Origin of the sequence: Pseudomonas sp. 65/3-MNA-CIBAN-0223 (assembly GCF_040310425.1) — a bacterium.
GTDB classification, from domain to species: Bacteria; Pseudomonadota; Gammaproteobacteria; order Pseudomonadales; family Pseudomonadaceae; genus Aquipseudomonas; species Aquipseudomonas gregormendelii.
The window spans coordinates 1-20,283 of the sequence record NZ_JBEOPV010000031.1; the positions used below are offsets into that span (position 1 = coordinate 1).

The 20,283-nt window shown below is 58.6% G+C and carries 20 protein-coding genes and 4 tRNA genes; 11 read left to right on the forward strand and 13 right to left on the reverse strand.

Going from position 1 to position 20,283, the window contains the following annotated elements:
- Positions 1 to 230: 230 nt before the first annotated feature.
- Positions 231 to 626, reverse strand: coding sequence for a peptide-methionine (R)-S-oxide reductase MsrB (gene msrB, locus AAEZ09_RS26035; RefSeq protein ID WP_045058083.1), 396 nt, complete (start codon positions 624 to 626; stop codon positions 231 to 233).
- 226 nt (positions 627 to 852) lie between these two features.
- Between msrB and AAEZ09_RS26040 the strand changes: the two genes are divergently transcribed.
- Together AAEZ09_RS26040 and htpX are read left to right on the forward strand one after the other, a co-directional pair.
- Positions 853 to 2,064 (forward strand): pyridoxal phosphate-dependent aminotransferase, encoded by a 1,212-nt coding sequence (locus AAEZ09_RS26040; RefSeq protein ID WP_008030363.1) that lies wholly within the window; start codon positions 853 to 855, stop codon positions 2,062 to 2,064.
- Between the two features lie 318 nt (positions 2,065 to 2,382).
- The gene (gene htpX / locus AAEZ09_RS26045; protein ID WP_045058082.1) at positions 2,383 to 3,270 is read left to right on the forward strand and encodes a protease HtpX; all 888 of its coding nucleotides are present in this window, start codon (positions 2,383 to 2,385) and stop codon (positions 3,268 to 3,270) included.
- Between the two features lie 121 nt (positions 3,271 to 3,391).
- On the opposite strand, the gene AAEZ09_RS26050 is transcribed toward htpX, so the two are convergent.
- Positions 3,392 to 4,048 (reverse strand): thiopurine S-methyltransferase, encoded by a 657-nt coding sequence (locus AAEZ09_RS26050; protein WP_350601330.1) that lies wholly within the window; start codon positions 4,046 to 4,048, stop codon positions 3,392 to 3,394.
- A 103-nt stretch (positions 4,049 to 4,151) separates the two neighbouring features.
- Here AAEZ09_RS26050 and AAEZ09_RS26055 point away from each other — a divergent pair, with 103 nt between their 5' ends.
- Positions 4,152 to 4,919, forward strand: coding sequence for a DODA-type extradiol aromatic ring-opening family dioxygenase (locus tag AAEZ09_RS26055; RefSeq protein ID WP_045058080.1), 768 nt, complete (start codon positions 4,152 to 4,154; stop codon positions 4,917 to 4,919).
- Positions 4,920 to 4,948: 29 nt separating this feature from the next.
- Here AAEZ09_RS26055 and AAEZ09_RS26060 read toward each other — a convergent pair whose 3' ends face one another.
- A complete protein-coding gene (locus tag AAEZ09_RS26060) occupies positions 4,949 to 5,662 on the reverse strand; it encodes a UTRA domain-containing protein (protein ID WP_122841369.1) in 714 nt (237 codons plus the stop codon).
- A 339-nt stretch (positions 5,663 to 6,001) separates the two neighbouring features.
- Between AAEZ09_RS26060 and AAEZ09_RS26065 the strand changes: the two genes are divergently transcribed.
- The 6 genes from AAEZ09_RS26065 to AAEZ09_RS26090 all read left to right on the forward strand — a co-directional run bounded on the left by AAEZ09_RS26065 (position 6,002) and on the right by AAEZ09_RS26090 (position 11,295).
- Positions 6,002 to 7,066 carry an ABC transporter substrate-binding protein gene (locus tag AAEZ09_RS26065; protein ID WP_045058078.1) on the forward strand — a complete coding sequence of 355 codons (1,065 nt, stop codon included), beginning with the start codon at positions 6,002 to 6,004 and terminating at the stop codon, positions 7,064 to 7,066.
- Between the two features lie 119 nt (positions 7,067 to 7,185).
- Complete coding sequence (locus AAEZ09_RS26070) at positions 7,186 to 7,992, forward strand: alkaline phosphatase family protein (RefSeq protein WP_350601332.1); 807 nt, start codon at positions 7,186 to 7,188, stop codon at positions 7,990 to 7,992.
- A complete protein-coding gene (locus tag AAEZ09_RS26075; protein WP_045058076.1) occupies positions 7,989 to 8,834 on the forward strand; it encodes an ABC transporter permease in 846 nt (281 codons plus the stop codon). Before AAEZ09_RS26070 ends, AAEZ09_RS26075 begins: the two co-directional genes overlap by 4 nt.
- Complete coding sequence (locus AAEZ09_RS26080; RefSeq protein WP_045058075.1) at positions 8,821 to 9,621, forward strand: ABC transporter permease; 801 nt, start codon at positions 8,821 to 8,823, stop codon at positions 9,619 to 9,621. The genes AAEZ09_RS26075 and AAEZ09_RS26080 overlap by 14 nt, the downstream gene beginning before the upstream one ends.
- A complete protein-coding gene (locus tag AAEZ09_RS26085) occupies positions 9,618 to 10,607 on the forward strand; it encodes an ABC transporter ATP-binding protein (protein WP_045058074.1) in 990 nt (329 codons plus the stop codon). The genes AAEZ09_RS26080 and AAEZ09_RS26085 overlap by 4 nt, the downstream gene beginning before the upstream one ends.
- Positions 10,608 to 10,641: 34 nt before the next feature.
- Positions 10,642 to 11,295 (forward strand): HAD family hydrolase, encoded by a 654-nt coding sequence (locus AAEZ09_RS26090; RefSeq protein WP_045058073.1) that lies wholly within the window; start codon positions 10,642 to 10,644, stop codon positions 11,293 to 11,295.
- Between the two features lie 171 nt (positions 11,296 to 11,466).
- Here the strand turns inward: AAEZ09_RS26090 and AAEZ09_RS26095 are convergent, their stop codons facing one another.
- Positions 11,467 to 12,429: a zinc-binding dehydrogenase gene (locus AAEZ09_RS26095; protein WP_205892139.1), complete on the reverse strand. Its 963-nt coding sequence runs from the start codon at positions 12,427 to 12,429 to the stop codon at positions 11,467 to 11,469.
- A 139-nt stretch (positions 12,430 to 12,568) separates the two neighbouring features.
- Here AAEZ09_RS26095 and AAEZ09_RS26100 point away from each other — a divergent pair, with 139 nt between their 5' ends.
- Positions 12,569 to 14,650 (forward strand): carboxy terminal-processing peptidase, encoded by a 2,082-nt coding sequence (locus AAEZ09_RS26100; RefSeq protein ID WP_177328527.1) that lies wholly within the window; start codon positions 12,569 to 12,571, stop codon positions 14,648 to 14,650.
- 130 nt (positions 14,651 to 14,780) lie between these two features.
- Positions 14,781 to 16,610 carry a bifunctional diguanylate cyclase/phosphodiesterase gene (locus AAEZ09_RS26105; protein ID WP_350601334.1) on the forward strand — a complete coding sequence of 610 codons (1,830 nt, stop codon included), beginning with the start codon at positions 14,781 to 14,783 and terminating at the stop codon, positions 16,608 to 16,610.
- Positions 16,611 to 16,653: 43 nt separating this feature from the next.
- On the opposite strand, the gene AAEZ09_RS26110 is transcribed toward AAEZ09_RS26105, so the two are convergent.
- The 9 genes from AAEZ09_RS26110 to AAEZ09_RS26150 form a co-directional block, all read right to left on the reverse strand.
- Positions 16,654 to 17,064 carry an SEL1-like repeat protein gene (locus AAEZ09_RS26110; RefSeq protein WP_045058070.1) on the reverse strand — a complete coding sequence of 137 codons (411 nt, stop codon included), beginning with the start codon at positions 17,062 to 17,064 and terminating at the stop codon, positions 16,654 to 16,656.
- Positions 17,065 to 17,436, reverse strand: a complete 372-nt coding sequence (locus tag AAEZ09_RS26115; protein ID WP_350601335.1) for a hypothetical protein — start codon at positions 17,434 to 17,436, stop codon at positions 17,065 to 17,067. It abuts the gene before it with no gap.
- A complete protein-coding gene (locus AAEZ09_RS26120; protein ID WP_045058155.1) occupies positions 17,433 to 17,774 on the reverse strand; it encodes a helix-turn-helix domain-containing protein in 342 nt (113 codons plus the stop codon). Before AAEZ09_RS26120 ends, AAEZ09_RS26115 begins: the two co-directional genes overlap by 4 nt.
- A 127-nt stretch (positions 17,775 to 17,901) precedes the next feature.
- Positions 17,902 to 18,357 carry a YkvA family protein gene (locus AAEZ09_RS26125; protein WP_350601337.1) on the reverse strand — a complete coding sequence of 152 codons (456 nt, stop codon included), beginning with the start codon at positions 18,355 to 18,357 and terminating at the stop codon, positions 17,902 to 17,904.
- Positions 18,358 to 18,649: 292 nt separating this feature from the next.
- A complete protein-coding gene (gene bamJ / locus AAEZ09_RS26130) occupies positions 18,650 to 19,366 on the reverse strand; it encodes a BamJ family beta-barrel-assembly machinery protein (RefSeq protein WP_045058067.1) in 717 nt (238 codons plus the stop codon).
- A gap of 297 nt (positions 19,367 to 19,663) precedes the next feature.
- Positions 19,664 to 19,740: transfer RNA gene (locus AAEZ09_RS26135), tRNA-Asp, on the reverse strand.
- 19 nt (positions 19,741 to 19,759) lie between these two features.
- Positions 19,760 to 19,835 (reverse strand) — tRNA-Val (locus AAEZ09_RS26140).
- A 198-nt stretch (positions 19,836 to 20,033) separates the two neighbouring features.
- Positions 20,034 to 20,110, reverse strand: a tRNA-Asp gene (locus AAEZ09_RS26145).
- Positions 20,111 to 20,129: 19 nt separating this feature from the next.
- Positions 20,130 to 20,205, reverse strand: a tRNA-Val gene (locus AAEZ09_RS26150).
- Positions 20,206 to 20,283 lie beyond the last annotated feature (78 nt).

The following is a 20,283-nucleotide window of genomic DNA, read 5'->3' on the forward strand; positions in this document are numbered from 1 at the left end:
GGGGAAACCGGCAAGGATGCCGGTTTAGCCGCGCTGGGCCAGGGATGGCCCATCGCGGCGACCCGCGGAGCAATGCCTGCGTTCGGGCACACCGAGCCTAGGCGAGGTGCCGAGTGGTGGGGCAAGAGCGTTTTGGTTACTTTTGCGCTCTATCAAAAGTGACCCGCCGTAAGGGCGGAACCCTAAGCAGCCCTGACCGCAGAAACGGATATGTACACCAACACACAAGGTCATTCCCGAGGCACAAGCTCCAGACACACCGAATTGATGCAATACCGCAACCCGGTCGGCGGCGGCCCATCCGGAAACACATGCCCCAAATGCGCATCGCACTTGGCACACACCACCTCAGTACGAATCATCCCGTGACTCACATCACGAATCTCAACCATCGCACTGTCACCGATCGGCGCATAAAAGCTCGGCCAGCCGCAGCCTGAGTCAAATTTGGTCTTCGAATCAAAAAGCGGCTCGCTGCAACAGATACAGTGATAGACACCATCAGTTTTGGTGCCATTGTATTTGCCGGAAAACGGACGTTCGGTGCCCTTGAGACGGCAAACGTTGTACTGCTCCGGATCGAGCATGGCCTTCCATTCTTCAAGGGTTTTTTCCAACTTTTCCATCGTCACACCTCAGCAGCTGAAAAAGCCCGATCTGTACCTTTTCCACGGATCGGGCGGCACGTATGATTGCGCCTCGTCAAACGCCAGTCTGGCAGCCAGACCACGCGCATTCAAACGGATTTACGGGTGCTGCCTTTCAAGGCGCCAGGCCTGTGTGAATACGCAGGATTCCCAGTACGGTAGTTCATATGCCGCCTGGATCGTTCATTTTCGGGAACACATCGCCATGCAGGTCAGCAAATCGAACAAGCTCGCCAACGTCTGCTACGACATTCGCGGCCCAGTGCTCAAGCACGCCAAACGCCTGGAAGAGGAAGGCCATCGCATCCTCAAGCTGAACATCGGCAATCCTGCGCCCTTTGGTTTCGAAGCACCGGACGAAATTCTCCAGGACGTGATCCGCAACCTGCCTACCGCCCAGGGCTACAGCGACTCCAAAGGGCTGTTCAGCGCACGCAAGGCCGTCATGCAGTACTACCAGCAAAAGCAGGTGGAAGGCGTCGGCATTGAAGACATCTACCTGGGCAACGGCGTTTCCGAGCTGATCGTGATGTCGATGCAGGCCCTGCTCAACAATGGCGACGAAGTGCTGGTGCCGGCCCCGGACTACCCACTGTGGACCGCGGCTGTCAGCCTCTCGGGCGGCAACCCGGTGCATTACCTGTGCGACGAGCAGGCCAACTGGTGGCCGGATCTGGCCGACATCAAGGCCAAGATCACGCCGAACACCAAGGCCCTGGTGATCATCAATCCGAATAACCCGACCGGTGCGGTGTATTCGAAAGAAGTCCTGCTGGGCATGCTGGAACTGGCCCGCCAGCACAACCTGGTGGTTTTCTCCGACGAGATCTACGACAAGATCCTCTACGACGATGCCGTGCACATCTGCACCGCGTCCCTGGCGCCGGACCTGCTGTGCCTGACGTTCAACGGCCTGTCCAAGTCCTACCGCGTGGCGGGCTTCCGTTCCGGCTGGATTGCCATCTCCGGCCCGAAACACCACGCCCAGAGCTACATTGAAGGCATCGACATGCTGGCCAATATGCGCCTGTGCGCCAACGTGCCAAGCCAGCACGCGATACAGACCGCTCTCGGTGGCTACCAGAGCATCAATGACCTGGTGCTGCCCCAGGGCAGACTGCTGGAACAGCGCAACCGTACGTGGGAGCTGCTCAACGACATTCCCGGCGTAAGCTGCGTTAAACCGATGGGTGCCCTGTATGCCTTCCCACGGATCGATCCGAAAGTCTGCCCGATCCACAACGACGAGAAATTCGTGCTCGACCTGCTGCTGTCGGAAAAGCTGCTGGTGGTGCAAGGCACGGCGTTCAACTGGCCATGGCCCGATCACTTCCGGGTGGTGACATTGCCACGAGTGGATGACCTGGATATGGCCATAGGCCGCATCGGCAATTTCCTCAAGTCCTACCGCCAGTAACACCGCCAGTCACCGTGCGACCTTCATTCCCGTCGCACGGTGACTAATTCAGCAATACATATTCCCCCCCTACCCTGCAACGCTAAGGCGCTCACAGACCTGGACGCGTTTTCAGGCCGCGGTCTAACAACGACGGGGCCCGGACCTCGGAAATGCCCTACAGGAATTTCATCAGACCGAGTCGCAAGCGTCCTTCAAACAGCTAGTCTTTTGCCGTAGGACACAGTTTGAAATAGTCACCCGGTTGAATAGCCCGTTGCAGCACCTTATATACCCCGCAGTACGCTACATCTTTAGCTTGAGGAGATTTCTACAACCATGATGCGCATCCTGCTGTTTTTGGCCACTAACCTGGCGGTCGTGCTGATTGCCAGCATCACCCTGAGCCTTTTCGGCTTCAACGGGTTCATGGCGGCCAACGGGGTTGATCTCAACCTCAATCAGCTGCTGATCTTCTGTGCGGTCTTTGGTTTTGCCGGTTCCCTGTTCTCGCTGTTCATCTCCAAGTGGATGGCGAAGATGAGCACCAGCACCCAGATCATTACCCAGCCGCGCACACGTCACGAGCAATGGCTGCTGCAAACGGTGGAGCAACTGTCCCGGGAAGCCGGGATCAAGATGCCCGAGGTCGGTATTTTCCCGGCCTATGAGGCCAACGCCTTCGCCACCGGCTGGAACAAGAACGATGCACTGGTTGCGGTCAGCCAAGGCCTGTTGGAGCGCTTTTCGCCGGATGAGGTCAAAGCCGTTCTGGCCCACGAAATTGGTCACGTTGCCAACGGCGACATGGTCACCCTGGCGCTGATCCAGGGTGTGGTGAACACCTTCGTGATGTTCTTTGCGCGAATCATCGGTAACTTCGTCGACAAAGTGATTTTCAAGAACGAAGAAGGCCAGGGTATCGCGTATTACATCGCGACCATCTTTGCCGAACTGGTGCTGGGCATCCTGGCCAGCTCGATCGTCATGTGGTTCTCGCGTAAACGCGAATTCCGTGCAGACGAAGCCGGTGCCCGCCTGGCGGGTACCAGCGCGATGATTGGTGCCTTGCAACGCCTGCGGGCTGAACAGGGGTTGCCAGTACATATGCCGGACACGCTGAATGCATTCGGTATCAACGGCGGCATCAAGCAAGGGTTCGCTCGCATGTTCATGAGCCACCCGCCGCTGGAAGAGCGTATCGACGCACTGCGTCGTCGCGGCTGACAGGTTGCGCTAAAACAGAAAGGCCCGCACAGATGCGGGCCTTTTTTGTCTGTCCAGATTTGTGCTGCTGACCTTATGTAAGAGCGAGCCTGCTCACGAATCGCCAGCGCAGACAGCTTTCTTACCGGGCAGAAACCCGATAAACCCGCTCTTCAAGGCGCGTCACGCCACTCTCGATAAATTTCCAGCTCTCACCCAGCACATCCTGATCTTCCAGGATCTTCAGCGCCCAGAAGTTGCCGAACAAGTGCCGTACCTCATCATCAAGCACAGCGAACGGCGGTCCGGCCTTTTGCGTCTGATCGTAATCGAGGGTTATCAGCAACCCCATCGCGTCCTTCGGCAGTATGCGGTTCAGGTGCGCCGCGTACTGCTCGCGCATGGCGGGTGGCAGCGCAATCAGCGCAGCACGGTCGTACAGACCGGCGCAGTCGGCCACATCCCCTGCAGTCAACTCGAAAAAGTCCCCGCACCACAGTTCGATCGAACCGGCGCGATAAACCTTGAACGGCCCCTGTTCACTGACATCAGGATCAAACTGATGCTCGCTGAAGAAGTCCTCAACGGCCTTTTCCGACAGTTCAATCCCCAGTACTTCATGGCCCTGATGAGCAAGCCACAGCAAATCCAGACTTTTTCCACACAACGGCACCAACACGCGAGCGCCCTCTTCCAGGTCCAATTGTGGCCAGAACCGTTGCAGATAAGGATTCACTTCCCGCAGATGGAAGCCGATCTGATCTGACTGCCAACGCTTGTGCCAAAACTCCGGCTGCATAAATAACCCCGAAAATTCGATCAAAACACCCTAAAACTTATATTAGATTTAGATCAATGATCTGACTGAAGATGAGCCCATCTTAACTCTCAGGAGCTCCTACATGTTCCCCAGCCTGTATATATCCCACGGCTCCCCCATGCTGGCGCTGCAACCGGGCGCCAGCGGCCCCGCACTGGCGAGGCTTGCGGCCCAATTGCCGCGACCCAGGGCGATCGTGATTGTCTCGGCGCATTGGGAGAGCAATGAACTGCTGGTCAGCGCTAATCCGCATCCGGACACCTGGCACGACTTCGGCGGTTTCCCCAAGGCGCTGTTCGAAGTGCAATACCCCGCGCCCGGTGATCCGCAACTGGCGGTGGAGGTAGTCGACCTGCTCAAATGCGCCGACTTGCCCGCTCGCATCGATGCCAAAAGGCCGTTTGACCACGGTGTCTGGGTACCGCTTTCGCTGATGTACCCGCAGGCCGACATCCCGGTGGTACAGGTCTCTCTGCCCACACGGGGCGGCCCCGCGTTGCAGACTCAGGTCGGACACGCCCTCTCCAGCCTGCGTGAACAAGGGGTGCTGTTGATCGGGTCAGGCAGCATCACCCATAACCTCGGTGAACTGGACTGGCACGCCGGCCCGGAAAGCGTGGAGCCCTGGGCCGAAGCGTTCCGTGAATGGATGATCGAGAAACTCTCTGCCAACGATGAAGCCGCGCTGCATGATTACCGCCGCCAGGCGCCAAATGCCGTGCGTAACCATCCCAGCGATGAACACCTGCTGCCGTTGTATTTCGCTCGCGCTGCCGGAGGTCCGTTCAGCGTCAGCCACAAGGGCTTCACCATGGGCGCCTTGGGCATGGACATCTATCGATTCGGATAAAGAGCTGTTGCAACCGCCGGCGACCTGGCTCAGGTGACATCGACGCCCACGTGAATGGCATCGTGTCGCCAGAATTCCAGGTCGCAATCGATCAGTCGCTCGTGCTGGTCGTAGTTGACCCGGGCAATACGCAATCCCGGGCTACCCACCGACACTCGCAGCGCTGCCGAAGCGTCCACGGAGAGCGCCGTCGGCACGATTTCAAAACGTACCCTGCCGTAGTGCAGGTCGTAATGCCGGGCGTACAGTTCGGTAATGGACTGATTCAGGTCGAAGTCGAGTATTCCCGGGAAAAACCGTGGGTTCAGATAGTGCTCGACGTACAGCACCAGCCGCTCGTCAATGCGCCGCGCCCGGCAGATCTGGATCACGCTGGACAGTGCGGGTAACTGCAACCAGGCACAGACCGCCGCTGACGCCGGTTGCAGGCGAGCGCTAATCACCTCGGTGGACGGCACCCGGCCCTGGGCGCTGACCATTGCGTGAAAGTGACTGCGTTGCATCAGGTTATAGGCCAGGCGTGGTGGCGAGACGAACCAGCCCCGGCGTTCCTCGCGATAGATCTGCCCTTGTGCCTCCAGTTGCAACAACGCCTCGCGCACGGTAATTCGGGTGGTACCGAACAACTCACTGAGCTTGCGCTCCGCTGGCAGTTTGCTTCCGGGCGCCAACAGCCCGTGATCGAGCTGTTCCTGTAGCACCTGCCCGATGGCTGTCACCGCTTTGGTGGTCTCGATGCGCATCAACGTTACCTATCTGGACTAGACCAGCACTGTTTCGGGGCGAAACCTGCATTGGTTTACCCTCCAAGTAGCCTAGGCCCTGCATGTGACTGGTGGATGACAAACGTGCCGAACGGTGTTGAACGTTGCCTGCAATAGTACGGCCATGTCCTTTCATATCAGCCTCTTAGCCATGGTCTACGCTTACTTTGCAGCCCGAGAGTTCCCCTACAGGAAATTTGGGCAGGCAACTCATCGACATCAAAATGTCATCCAGACCGCCTAGATTGGCTTAGGTATTGCTGACCTAGACCAACACAACCGCAATCGCAGCGTTGAAAACGCCCAAAGGAGCTTCGGATGAAACAGCTTTTCCTGGCATCACTGTTAGGCTCGACCATTGCCATGTGCACCGCCGCCATGGCGGCTGATGATTTGAAAACCCTTGAGGCCGCAGCGAAAGCGGAAGGCACAGTCAACAGCGTCGGCATGCCCGATGACTGGGCCAACTGGAAAGGCACTTGGGATGACCTGGCCAAGACCTACGGCCTGAAACACATCGATACCGACATGAGTTCCGCGCAGGAAATCGCCAAATTCGCCGCCGAAAAAGATAACGCCAGCGCGGACATCGGTGACGTAGGTGCAGCTTTCGGGCCTATCGCAGTCAAGCAAGGCGTGGTGCAACCGTATAAACCAACGACCTGGGACCAGGTGCCGGACTGGGCCAAGGACAAGGATGGCAACTGGGCGCTGGCCTACACCGGAACCATCGCCTTCATCATCAACAAAAAACTGCTGCACGGTTCCGAAGCACCGACCAAGTGGGCCGATCTCAAGAGCGGCAAGTACAAGGTCTCCATTGGCGACGTCAGCACTGCGGCCCAGGCGGCCAACGGTGTCCTGGCTGCCGCATTGGCCAACGGGGGTGACGAGAAGAACATCCAGCCAGCCCTGCTGATGTTTGCCGACATTGCCAAGCAAGGCCGCCTGTCGATGGCTAACCCGACCATTGCCACCATGGAAAAGGGCGAGATCGAAGTCGGCGTGGTTTGGGATTTCAACGGCCTGAGTTACAAGGCCAAGATGGCGAATCCGGATGATTACACCGTGCTGATCCCTTCCGATGGCTCGGTCATTTCCGGCTACACCACCATCATCAACAAATACGCGAAAAACCCTAATGCGGCCAAACTGACCCGCGAATACATCTTCAGCGACGCCGGCCAGACCAACCTGGCACGCGGCAACGCCCGCCCGATCCGCGCCGAACACGTGAAGCTGCCGGATGACGTCAAAGCCAAGCTGTTGCCGAACGAACAGTACAAAGGCGTGACGCCGATCAAGGACGCAGATGCGTGGGAAAAAACCTCCAAGTCGCTGCCGCAGAAGTGGCAGGAAGAAGTGATTATCAACATGCAGTAATGCTGCATCCGTAGGAGCTGCCGCAGGCTGCGATCTTTGTTTTTTCAAGCAACATCAAAAGATCGAAGCCTTTGGCAGCTCCTGCACCGTTCAGCAATGATTCTGGAGTCATCGCCCCTATGAACCACAACGTCATCCTTGTCGTGCTCGACGGCCTCAACCATGAGATTGCTCGCCACGCCATGGGGCACCTGCAGGCGTACGTCGGCGCAGGACGCGCGGCGCTCTACAAGCTGGAGTGCGAATTGCCGGCGTTGTCCCGTCCGCTTTACGAATGCATCCTGACCGGCGTCACGCCAATTGACAGCGGCATCGTTCATAACAATGTCTCGCGCCTGTCCAGTCAGCGCAGCATCTATCACTACGCACGCGACGCCGGGCTCAAGACTGCGGCGGCGGCCTATCACTGGGTCAGTGAGCTGTACAACCGATCACCGTTCGTGGCCGCCCGGGACCGTCACACCGACGATCCCGACCTGCCGATCCAGCATGCGCATTTCTACTGGAATGACCACTACCCCGATTCACACCTGTTTGCCGACGCCGAACACCTGCGCCAGCGCCACTCGCCAAACTTCCTGCTGGTCCACCCGATGAACGTCGACGACGCCGGGCACAAGCACGGCCTCGACTCCGCGCAATACCGCAACAGCGCCCGCTCCGCCGACATCATTCTCGCCGACTACCTGCAAGGCTGGCTCGACGCGGGCTACCAGGTACTGGTGACCGCCGATCACGGCATGAACAATGACCGATCGCACAACGGCCTGTTGGCCGAAGAACGCGAAGTACCGCTGTTCGTGCTCGGCGACGCCTTCAGCCTCGATGCCGGTGCTGCGCCGAAACAGATTGAGATCTGCGGTACGGTCTGCGAGCTGCTGGGCGTGGCCCACGATAAACCTGTGTGCCGGGAGCTGCTCAAATGAACACCATGACTCGTGGCAAATGGTTGGCAGCCCTGTGCCTGGTGCCTTTTGCACTGTTCTTTATCGTGTTCCAGATTGCCCCGCTGCTGTGGGTCATGATCAACAGCCTGGAATCACAGGAGTTTGGCTGGGGCCTTGCCAACTTTACGAAAATCTTCAATTCAAAGTTCTATCTGCAGGCGATCCAGTACAGCCTCGAGATCAGTTTCTGGTCGAGCGTATTCGGCATCATCATCGCGGTGCTCGGCGCCTACTCCCTGCGCCGGGTCGATTCCAGGCTGCGTAACTTCGTCAACGCCTTCGCCAACATGACCAGCAACTTTGCCGGCGTGCCCCTGGCGTTTGCGTTCATCATCCTGCTGGGATTCAACGGCAGTTTCACCATCCTGCTCAAGCAGGCCGGGATCATTCAGGATTTCAACCTGTACTCGAAAACCGGGCTGATCATTCTCTACACCTACTTCCAGATTCCCCTCGGTGTGCTGCTGCTGTATCCGGCATTTGATGCGCTGCGTGAAGACTGGCGCGAGTCTGCGGCGCTGCTCGGTGCCAGCGGCTGGCAATTCTGGCGCCACATCGGCCTGCCGGTGCTGACGCCCGCGCTGCTAGGCACCTTCGTGATCCTGCTGGCCAACGCGCTGGGTGCCTACGCCACGGTTTACGCCCTGACCACCGGCAACTTCAACGTACTGCCGATCCGTATCGCCGCCATGGTTTCCGGCGACATTTCCCTGGACCCTAACCTCGCCAGCGCCCTGGCCGTGGTACTCGTGGCGTTGATGACCCTGGTGACCATCGTGCATCAGTTGCTGTTGAAGAGGAGCTACCATGTCTCGCGCTGAACTGGGTCCCGCCGGCATCTACCACCGGGTTGTGGTGTACCTGCTGTTTGCCATTCTGTTGCTGCCTCTGGCTGGCACCCTGATCTATTCAATCGCCAGCAGTTGGTCGGCGACCATCCTGCCGAGCGGCTTCACGTTCAAATGGTACGTGCAATTGTGGAGTGATCCGCGCTTCCTCCATGCATTCGGCCAGTCGCTGCTGGTGTGCGTCGGTGCGCTGATCCTGTCAGTGGTGCTGATCTTGCCGCTGTTGTTCGTGGTGCATTACCACTTCCCGAAACTCGACGCGTTGATGAACATCCTGATCCTGCTTCCGTTCGCGGTGCCGCCGGTGGTGTCGTCGGTGGGGCTGTTGCAGCTGTATGGTTCCGGCCCGTTCGCAATGGTCGGTACGCCGTGGATCCTGATCGGCTGCTACTTCACCGTGGCGCTGCCCTTCATGTACCGGGCAATCACCAACAATCTGCAGGCGATCAACCTGCGCGACCTGATGGACGCCGCCCAATTGCTCGGCGCCAGCACCTGGCAAGCGGCATTCCTGGTTGTCCTGCCGAACCTGCGCAAAGGTCTGATGGTGGCACTGCTACTGTCGTTCTCGTTCCTGTTCGGTGAGTTCGTGTTCGCCAACATCCTGGTGGGCACCCGTTACGAAACCCTGCAGGTCTACCTCAACAATATGCGTAACAGCAGCGGCCACTTCACCAGTGCGCTGGTCATTTCCTACTTCTTTTTTGTGCTGGTTCTGACCTGGGTGGCCACTATTTTGAACAAGGACAAAAGCGAATGAGCTACGTCAGCGTCCAACATCTGGAGAAAAATTACGCAGGCACCACGGTGTTCAGTGACATCAACTGCGAAATCCACAAAGGCGAGTTTGTCACCTTGCTTGGGCCGTCGGGCTGCGGAAAATCAACCCTGTTGCGCTGTATCGCCGGCCTGACCCCGGTAGATGGCGGGCAGATTTTGCTGGACGGTGTCGACCTGGTGCCCATGAGCCCGCAAAAACGCGGGATCGGCATGGTGTTTCAGAGCTACGCGCTGTTCCCGAACATGACCGTGGAGCAAAACGTGGCATTCGGCCTGCGCATGCAGAAGGTCAATGCCGACGACAGCCACAAACGCGTCGCCGAAGTGCTGGGGCTGGTGGAGTTGAACGATTTCGCCGCTCGCTATCCCCACCAGCTGTCCGGCGGCCAATGCCAGCGAGTCGCCCTCGCTCGCTCCCTGGTGACGCGTCCGCGGTTGTTACTGCTCGATGAACCGCTATCGGCGCTGGATGCGCGAATTCGCAAGCATTTGCGCGAACAGATCCGTCAGATCCAGCGTGAACTGGGCCTGACCACGATCTTTGTCACACATGACCAGGAAGAAGCCCTGACGATGTCTGACAGAATATTCCTGATGAATCAGGGAAAGATCGTACAAAGCGGCGACGCGGAAACCCTGTACACCGCGCCAGTCGATGCATTTGCGGCCGGCTTCATCGGCAACTACAACCTGCTGGATGCCGACAGTGCCTCGAAACTGCTGCAAAGACCGGTCACCGGACGCATCGCCATTCGTCCGGAAGCCATCGAGCTCAGCCTCAATGGCGCGCTGGATGCCCAAGTGCGCAGCCACAGCCTGCTAGGCAACGTGATTCGATACCGGATCGAAGCACGCGGCGTGGAACTGGTGGTGGATGTGCTCAACCGCTCAGCCGCAGATCTGCACCCCGATGGTCAGCGCCTGGCACTTTCCATCGATCCGACGGCCCTGTGTGAGGTAGCCTGATGGCCTTGCTGATGTTGAAGAGAGAACCGTACTGATGGCCCTGGCAATTTTTGATCTGGACGAAACCTTGATTCACGGCGACTGCGCCACCCTCTGGAGCGAACAGATGGGCAGGCTGGGCTGGGTCGATCCCGAGTCGTTCATGCGCCAGAACAACGAACTGATGGACGCTTACAGCCACGGCAAGCTGCGGATGGAGGATTACATGACCTTCAGCCTGGAACCCATGATCGGTCGCACCCCCGAAGAGGTCGATCATCTGGTGGGACCGTGGGTGGAGGATTTTATCGAGCCGATTATCTTCAGCGACGCCACCAAGGCCATCGCCGCCCACCGCAAGGCAGGCGACCGGATCCTGGTGATTTCCGCCTCGGGCACCCATCTGGTCAGGCCGATTGCCGATCGCCTGGGCATTGACGAGATTCTCGGGATAGAGCTGGAAGTCGCACATGGCGTGTACAGCGGCCACACCGTCGGCACCCTGACCTACCGCGAAGGCAAGATCACCCGGTTGCTGGAATGGCTGGATGCCGAAGAAGAGAATCTGGAAGGCGCGAGTTTTTATTCGGACTCACGTAACGACCTGCCGCTGTTGCTCAAGGTGGATTTCCCGCACGTGGTGAACCCGGACCCGGTGTTGCTTGAGCACGCCGAAAAAGCCGGCTGGCCGATCCATCTCTGGAAATAACGCAAAACCCTGCAGGAGCACGGCTTGCCCGCGAGGTACGATAACGCGGGTAAGCTGGCACGCCGAGTCGAACCCATCGCGGGCAAGCCTTGCTCCCACAGCTCAGCTTCGCTTCCATAAGCTCAGCTTTGCTTCGACAAGCTCAGCGTTGCCCCCAAAGGTCGCGTGTTGTCAGGCGAGGCTCTCGTCGATCAACAGCACCACCTTTCCCGCCACGGTATTACTCGCCAACTCGGCAAACGCCGCTTCGGCATCCTTGATCGCAAAAGTCTTGGCCAACTGCGGACTTAACCGTCCTTCGGCAAACAGCGGCCAGACGTGCTGACTCAAGTCGCTGAACAGGTCGGCCTTGAACTGGTCATCTCTGGCGCGCAGCGTCGAACCCAACAGTTGCACGCGCTTGGCCAGCACCTGGGCCAGGTCCAGCTTGGCCTCCCGACCGCCCATCAGGCCGATCAGGACCCAGCGGCCATCACTGGCCAGCAGCTTGAGATTCAGCGCTGCGTAATTGCCCCCCACCGGATCGAGGATGACATCGAACGGTCCCAGGTCGCTCAGGCTGTCCAGGTCATCGCCACGGATCACCCCACCCTGGGCTCCCAGAGCCTCGCAGTAGGCCAAACGCTCTTTCGACCCGACGCTGACCCAGCACGGGTTGCCAAATGCCTTGCACAGCTGAATGGCAGCTGAACCGATTCCACTCGCTCCGGCATGCAGCAGAACTTTCTCACCGGGTTTGAGCGCCGCAAGTTGAAACAGATTCAGCCAGACAGTGGCGTAAACCTCAGGCAGCGCTGCCGCTTCGGTCAGGGACAATCCGTCCGGGACCGGCAGCACATGCCGCCCGTCGACAACCACCTCTTCGGCCATCCCACCCCCTGCCAACAACGCGCAGACGCGATCACCCACCTGCCATGAAGACCCCGCGCCGACCTCGCTGATGATCCCGGAACACTCCAGCCCCAGCACATGACTGGCCCCGGGAGGGGGTGGATACAGTCCCGCTTTCTGTAGCAAATCCGCCCGATTGAGTCCCGCAGCCGACACTTGAATGCGAACTTGCCCTACATCACAGGTAAGACTGGGCACCTGCGCCCATACCACTTGACCTTCCACGCCTTGCAATGCTTTCACAGTGCCTCCATAGTGAGTCTGGACTGAGCCCGTAGCTGTAGCGTCGGGCTTTCTTGCATTATGCGACCGGCCCTCGTGGAACCGGCGACTTCAAAGACGGCCTAATATGCGTGATCAATTGTCCCCGCGTCGAATCAGCATGAAGCATTTTTTCCCCAGCACCGCCCTAGCTCTAGTCATTGGTATCGGCCTGCTGCCGATGTCGACCAATTCGTTTGCAGCCAATAGCTGGGACAAGCTTCAGCCTGATCGTGACGAAGTGATCGCCAGCCTGAACGTCGTCGAGTTGCTCAAGCGCCATCACTACAGCAAGCCGCCGCTTGACGACGCGCGCTCGGTGATCATCTACGACAGCTACCTGAAGCTGCTGGATCCGTCGCGCAGCTATTTCATGGCCAGCGATATCAACGAATTCAACAAGTGGAAGACCCAGTTCGACGACTTCCTCAAAAGCGGCGACCTCAACGCCGGGTTCACCATCTACAAGCGCTACCTGGACCGCGTCAAGTCGCGTCTGGACTTTGCCCTTGCCGAGTTGAACAAGGGCGTCGACAAGATCGACTTCACGACCAAGGAAACCTTGCTGATCGACCGCAAGGACGCACCTTGGCTCAAGTCCACTGCCGAGCTCGACGACCTGTGGCGCAAACGCGTCAAGGACGAAGTGCTGCGCCAGAAGATCGCGGGCAAGGACTCCAAGCAAATCCAGGAAACCCTGACCAAGCGCTACAAGAATCAACTGGCGCGTCTGGACCAGACCCGCGCGGAAGATATCTTCCAGGCCTACATCAACACCTTTGCCATGTCCTACGACCCGCACACCAATTATCTGTCACCGGATAACGCGGAGAACTTCGACATCAACATGAGCCTGTCCCTCGAAGGCATCGGCGCCGTGTTGCAAAGCGACAATGACCAGGTGAAAGTCGTGCGCCTGGTGCCCGCTGGCCCGGCCGACAAGACCAAGCTGGTGGCACCCGCCGACAAGATTATCGGCGTTGCCCAGGGCAACAAGGAAATGGTCGACGTGGTCGGCTGGCGCCTGGACGAAGTGGTCAAGCTGATCCGCGGTCCAAAAGGCACCGTGGTGCGCCTGGAAGTGATTCCAGCCAGCAATGCGCCGAATGACCAGACCACCCGGATCGTGCCGATTACCCGCGAAGCGGTGAAGCTTGAAGACCAGGCGGTGAAGAAGTCGGTCCTCAACCTCAAGCAGGATGGCAAGGACTACAAGCTGGGAGTGATCGAGATTCCAGCGTTCTACCTGGACTTCAAGGCCTTCCGTGCAGGTGATCCGGACTACAAGAGCACCACTCGTGACGTCAAGAAACTGCTGACCGAGTTGCAGAAAGAGAAAGTGGATGGCGTGGTCATCGACTTGCGCAACAACGGCGGCGGCTCCCTGCAGGAAGCCACCGAGCTGACCAGCCTGTTCATCGACAAAGGCCCGACCGTCCTGGTGCGTAATGCCGATGGCCGTGTCGATGTCCTGGAAGACGAGAACCCGGGCGCGTTCTACAAAGGCCCGATGGCGTTGCTGGTCAACCGCTTGTCGGCCTCGGCTTCGGAGATCTTCGCCGGCGCCATGCAGGACTACCACCGTGCACTGATCATCGGCGGCCAGACCTTCGGCAAAGGCACCGTGCAGACCATTCAGCCGCTGAACCATGGCGAATTGAAACTGACCCTGGCGAAGTTCTACCGGGTATCCGGCCAGAGCACCCAGCATCAGGGCGTTCTGCCGGACATCGACTACCCGTCGATCATCGACACCAAGGAAATCGGTGAGAGCGCGCTGCCCGAGGCCATGCCGTGGGACACCATCAAACCCGCCATCAAGCCGGCAGCCGACCCGTTCAAGCCCTACCTGGCGCAGCTCAAATCCGAGCACGACCTGCGTTCGGGCAAGGACGCCGAGTTCGTGTTCATTCGTGACAAGCTGGCACTGGCCCAGAAGCTGATGGAAGAAAAAACCGTCAGCCTTAATGAAGCCGAGCGCCGCGCCCAGCACGCCGATATTGAAAACAAGCAGCTGGTGATGGAGAACATCCGCCGCAAGGCCAAGGGCGAAGAGCCGCTCAAGGAGCTGAAGAAGGAGGACGAAGACGCCCTCGCGGCGGAGCCGGACAAGACCAAACCGGAAGACGACGCTTATCTGAGCGAGACCGGTCGCATCCTGCTGGACTACCTGAAGCTCAATACTGCGGTGGCCAAGCACTAGGATGATGGCGATATAACGGCGACGCTCTGCGGAGCGTCATCAAATAGTCATCAATCTGTCGTGAAATACGGGACCGGAAGCGCGCTTGACCAAGCGCTCGTCCGGTCCTTTTTTTTTGCCAGAGATTGCCATGACCACAACCGAACAGCTGAGCGCACTGGGTTCAATATTGACTCAGGGTGGATTGCACAGCCTGTTCCAGCCAATTGTGTGCCTCTCGGAAAAACGCGTGATCGGCTACGAAGCCCTCAGTCGCGGCCCCTCCAACAGCCCGCTGCACTCCCCGCTCGCATTGTTCGCCGTGGCGCGCCAGGCAGGCCGTCTGAGCGAGCTGGAGATCGCTTGTCGCCAGAGTGCCTGCCGACGCTTCAATGAACAGCAACTCCCCGGCAAGCTGTTCCTGAACGTCTCGCCGGAATCGCTGCTGGAAGCCGCGCATCAACCCGGACGCACGTTGCAGTTGCTGCAGGACTTCGGGATTCCGCCCAGCCAAGTTGTGATCGAGCTGACCGAACAAACCCCGACTGATGACTTCCAGCTGTTACAAACCGCGTTGCATCATTATCGGGCCATGGGTTTTTCCATCGCACTGGATGACCTGGGCGCAGGGTATTCCAGCTTGCGGCTATGGTCGGAACTGCGCCCGGACTACGTGAAGATCGATCGGCACTTCATTGACGGTATCCATCAGGACGCGCTCAAACGCGAATTCGTCGGCTCGATCCTGCAAATCGCCAAGGCCTCCCGTGCGCAGGTGATCGCCGAAGGCATCGAGCTGGCGGAAGAACTTGCAGTGCTGACGGAGATGGGGGTCGACCTGGTCCAGGGCTATCTGCTGTGCCGCCCTCAGGAGCAACCGCCGAGGGATGCGCGCAAAATGCTGCCCAAACACGACAGCAGCGCCGTGGCGCTGAACGATGAAGGTTGCGACCTCAGCGCCTTGCTCAACGAACAACCGGCAGTGGCCCGCGAGACGCCGACAGCCACAGTACTGGAAGCCTTTCGCCGCCAGGCCAACCTGAACTCGCTGGCGGTACTGGACGCCCAGGGCCACCCCTGTGGCATCGTCCACAGGCATTCCCTCTCGGACGCATTGCTCAAGCCCTTCGCCACAGACCTGTTTGCCCGCAAGCCGATCAGCCGCCTGATGAACGATGACTTTCTAGCCGTGGAGATGACCCAATCGCTGCAGCAGGTCAGCCGGCTGATCACCAGCAGGGCGCGGCAGCGCATCGAAGAGGATTTCATCATTACCCTCGATGGCGGCTACCTGGGCCTGGGCCGGGTAATCGACGTGCTGAAGCTGATCACCGAACTGAAGATTCAGCAGGCCCGCTACGCCAATCCGCTGACCTTGCTACCAGGCAACGTGCCAATCCAGCAGTGCCTCACTCGTTTGCTCCAGCAGCAACGTGAGTCGGTGATCTGTTACGTGGACATCGACAGCTTCAAGCCCTTCAACGACATCTATGGCTACGGTCGTGGGGATGAAGTGCTGCTGTGCCTGGCGCAATGCCTGAATGACCGCGTGGACCCCTCCCGCGACTTCGTTGGCCATATCGGCGGCGATGATTTTTTGCTGGTACTTGGACCCGAAGACTGGCGCAAACGCTTGAACCAGCTGGTGGATGATTTCCAGAGCCAATGCCGGCGGTTCTACCGCAGCGAACACCTGGAGGCCAGCTGCTTTATCGCCCCAAACCGGCAGGGTGTGCGCCAGGAATTTGCATTGCTGTCATTGTCGATTGGCGTGGTGCACCTGCATCCTCAGGCATGCGCGCAACTCGATGCGAGTCAATTGGCGGAGATGGCCTCCCAGGCCAAGCATCATGCGAAGAATGTACCGGGGTATAGCGTGTATTTGATTGATAGTCTGGTGATGTCCGGGCGGGCGCCTTCGCGGGCAAGCCCGCTCCCACAGGGACCTGTGTTGGTAAAGGATTTTGCAAACGACACATAAACCTGTGGGAGCGGGCTTGCCCGCGAAGGCGTCAGACCAGGCACTAATTATCCAAAGGACCGCGAGACGCCAACTCCTGCAGCTTGATCTCAGCCAACGGATGCCCGGCCTTCGCCGCAATCTTCCAGAACCGCGTCGCTTCAACCGGATCCGGCGCCTTGCTCGCCGTCCCGGCCAAACTGAACACGCCTACCTGATACGCTGCCTTGCCATCCCCCGCCAACGCCGCCAGACGCAACAATCGCACGCCTTCCTCACGAGCACCCAGGCCGACACCACGAAAGGCCAGGATGTGCCCATAGAAGCTTTGCGCCCCTGCATCGCCCAGGTTGGCCATGCGTGCGAACTGACCTTCGAGCCAGCTCCACCCCCGGGGCTGACGCACGAACCACGACCAGTGGAACAGCCGGCGGGCCAGCCAGTAACCGGCCCGAGCCTTGAGCTTGAGGAACACTCAGGCCTCTGCCGATTCGGGGTATTGGTACTCAAACACCCGAACCACCTCCGAAGCGTGCCAGGACGCGGCGGCCACACCATCCGACGGCCCGGAAAAACGCCCAAGGCGTTCAACACATTCGAAAAAACCGGTACGTGGCAGGCGGCTGGCACCCTGGCTGATCACCAGCGAGCTGCGCAATGGCTGTTCCGCCTTGGCGTCCAGTGCGGCCAGGTGCTCAAGTGCCGCAGTCAGGGTCTGCATGGCAGGTGTCGGCAGCTGCAATCGCTCCAGCAATGCGCGGTAGGTCAGCAAATGTCGCTGTCGTCGCGCCTGATCCAGCTCTCCCAGCAACCCGTCCCAATGTTGACGACTGATGCGTACCGTCACGATTCGTCCCTCCACCCTGGCACCGTCAGTTCCCAGGCCAGGCTGCGGCGAATCGCAGCGTCGGGTAGACGCTCGCCACTTTCAATCAAGGCCAGATAAGACGGGCTGATGCCTACCGTGCGGGCGAGCGCCTCAATGGCGATGCCCTTTGCTTCGCGCAAACTGCGTAGTTGATCCAGACCTGGAAGAATCTGGTCCGGGTTTGCCACGGGAGGTTGTGGTGCGACCCGCGGCGATGGCTGGTCGATGCCTGCTGCTTTCAATAAAGCCTGGTACTGAGCCCACGGCAAAACCGCATACTCGGGCTCGCCTTCGCGTGTGATTATCTGAATATCCATGACTTCCCCGTAGGACAACGACACTTTGCGAGTCGGCACTTTTCCCTTGAAGTGTAATCCTAACAGCGACCACGGTCGCGGACCACGGTCACGAGGTGCATGAATACAGGGACGATTTTCTGTCAGATCATGGTTTTTTCGGATTTTGCAGCTGAAGTTGCTCCGGTGTGTCAGGCAGCCGTTCCACCACTGCCAGCTTCTCCGGCAGTTGGCGCTTGCGCCAGGCACGAAAGGCAGACAACTCGTCATCCAGTACTTTCATGAGCCAGGCCAGCACGGCGATATCATCCAGCATCCCGAACATGGGTATGAAGTCGGGGATCGCGTCTACGGGACTGAGGAAATACATCAAGCCGGCCACTACCGAGATCAGCGCCTTGGGGCTGATCGCGCGGTACTCTCCTCGCCAATAGGCCAGGCACAAGGCCTGCAGCAGGTGCAGGTCTTCCTTGAGCTTGCCCAGGCGGTTGCCCTGACTGGCACCTTTGCTGGCGACAGCGAACAGCAAAGTCGGCAGACGGCCCCGAGCTAGCAGCCGGCCGGCCAGTGGCAGGAAACGGGCAAAGTTCCAAGGTGCTTTCATATTTCCTCCCGCTGAAATGTTATCCACACAAATTGTGGATAACCTTGTGAACAGAGCTGCATTTTGTCGCTGAAGCCCCCGTTTCATAAGGGCTGAGCTCAGATCGGGCGTTTTTTACTCACATAAAAAAACCCAACATTTCATTGACTTGGCGCCCCAGCGCGGCTAGCGCAGGCGTCTTCAATGGCTATGACTGCATCCTGCCACGTCCGTTCGTTTTGTTTGCGTTCGTCAAATCCCGAATGCAACAACGCCCCGCATGAGCGAGGCGTTGGTTCAAAACAGACGCAAATTACTTGGCTGCGTCTTCCTGTTTTGCCGGATCCTTGATCGCCAGCAGTTCCAGGTCGAATACCAGCACCGAGTTGGCCGGGATTGCCGGGCTTGGGCTTTGCGCGCCGTAAGCCAGTTCGCTAGGAATGTAGAGCTTGTACTTCTCGCCTACGTGCATCAGTTGCAGGCCTTCGACCCAACCCGGGATCACACCGCTGACCGGCAGGTCAATCGGGCTGCCACGTTCAACGGAGCTGTCGAACACGGTGCCGTTGGTCAGGGTACCGGTGTAGTGCACAGTCACTACGTCGGTCGGCTTGGGCTGGGCGCCGTCGGCCTTTTTGACGACTTCGTACTGCAGGCCCGAAGCAGTGGTGGTAACACCCGCTTTCTTGGCATTGTCTTCGAGGAATTTCTTGCCAGCGGATGCCGACTCTTCGCTCATTTTAGCCATGCGCTCTTCAGCACGCTTCTGCAGCGCGGCGAAGGCTTCGACCAGCTCTTCATCCTTCAGTTTCTGTTCTTTCTTGCCAACGGCATCTTCGATGCCCTGGGCAACGGCTTTGGAGTCCAGATCATCCATGCCTTCCTGAGCCAGGCTTTTGCCCATGTTCAGGCCAATCCCGTAGGAAGCTTTTTGCGCCGGGGTTTTCAGCTCTACGCTGGTCTGCGAATCACAACCCGCAAGTACCAGGCTAACCAGGGCCACCGCCGCCGCCAACCGATGCTGTTTCATGCTATTTCCTTGTTCATGCGCCTAAAGGGCAATCGAATAAAGCCGCGAGCTTATCAGGCGGCCACGACCAATGGCTACCGGCATGAGAGCAGGAAACGTCTGATAAGTTCAGGTGTTGTAACGCATTTCGGCATTCGGCGGGTGAAGCTTCTGTCATCTACTCCCCACGGCGGCTAATGTCTTGCGGTGGCGCAATGACGCTGACACGGCAAAAGCCAAATCGCAGACGAAAAAAAGCCCGCACTAGGCGGGCTTTTCCGTGGTGACCTGGCGTTCAGCGTTCCAGATTACCGAATATGGCGCAGCGGACGGGACTCGAACCCGCGACCCCCGGCGTGACAGGCCGGTATTCTAACCGACTGAACTACCGCTGCGCAAAACGCTTGAAACGAATGGTGGGTGATGACGGGATCGAACCGCCGACATTCTGCTTGTAAGGCAGACGCTCTCCCAGCTGAGCTAATCACCCTTCGCTTCATTACGGGACGCATTATGCCACAAGTTTTCGTAATGTGTTGATTTAATTGAATATTTTTTCAAATAAATCAGAAAACCGGTGAAACGACACACCCTGCAGGAACAACGTACAAACTTGAGGCAGAAAAAAACCCGCCTAAGCGGGCTTTTCCGTGGTGACCTGGCGTTCAGCGTTCCAGATTACCGAATATGGCGCAGCGGACGGGACTCGAACCCGCGACCCCCGGCGTGACAGGCCGGTATTCTAACCGACTGAACTACCGCTGCGCGTAACACTGAATGCGAATGGTGGGTGATGACGGGATCGAACCGCCGACATTCTGCTTGTAAGGCAGACGCTCTCCCAGCTGAGCTAATCACCCTTCACGTTCGGTGTGGCGCGCATTCTACGGAGCACCCCCCTCTCTGGCAAGCACTTTTTAAAATAATTTTCCGAGCCC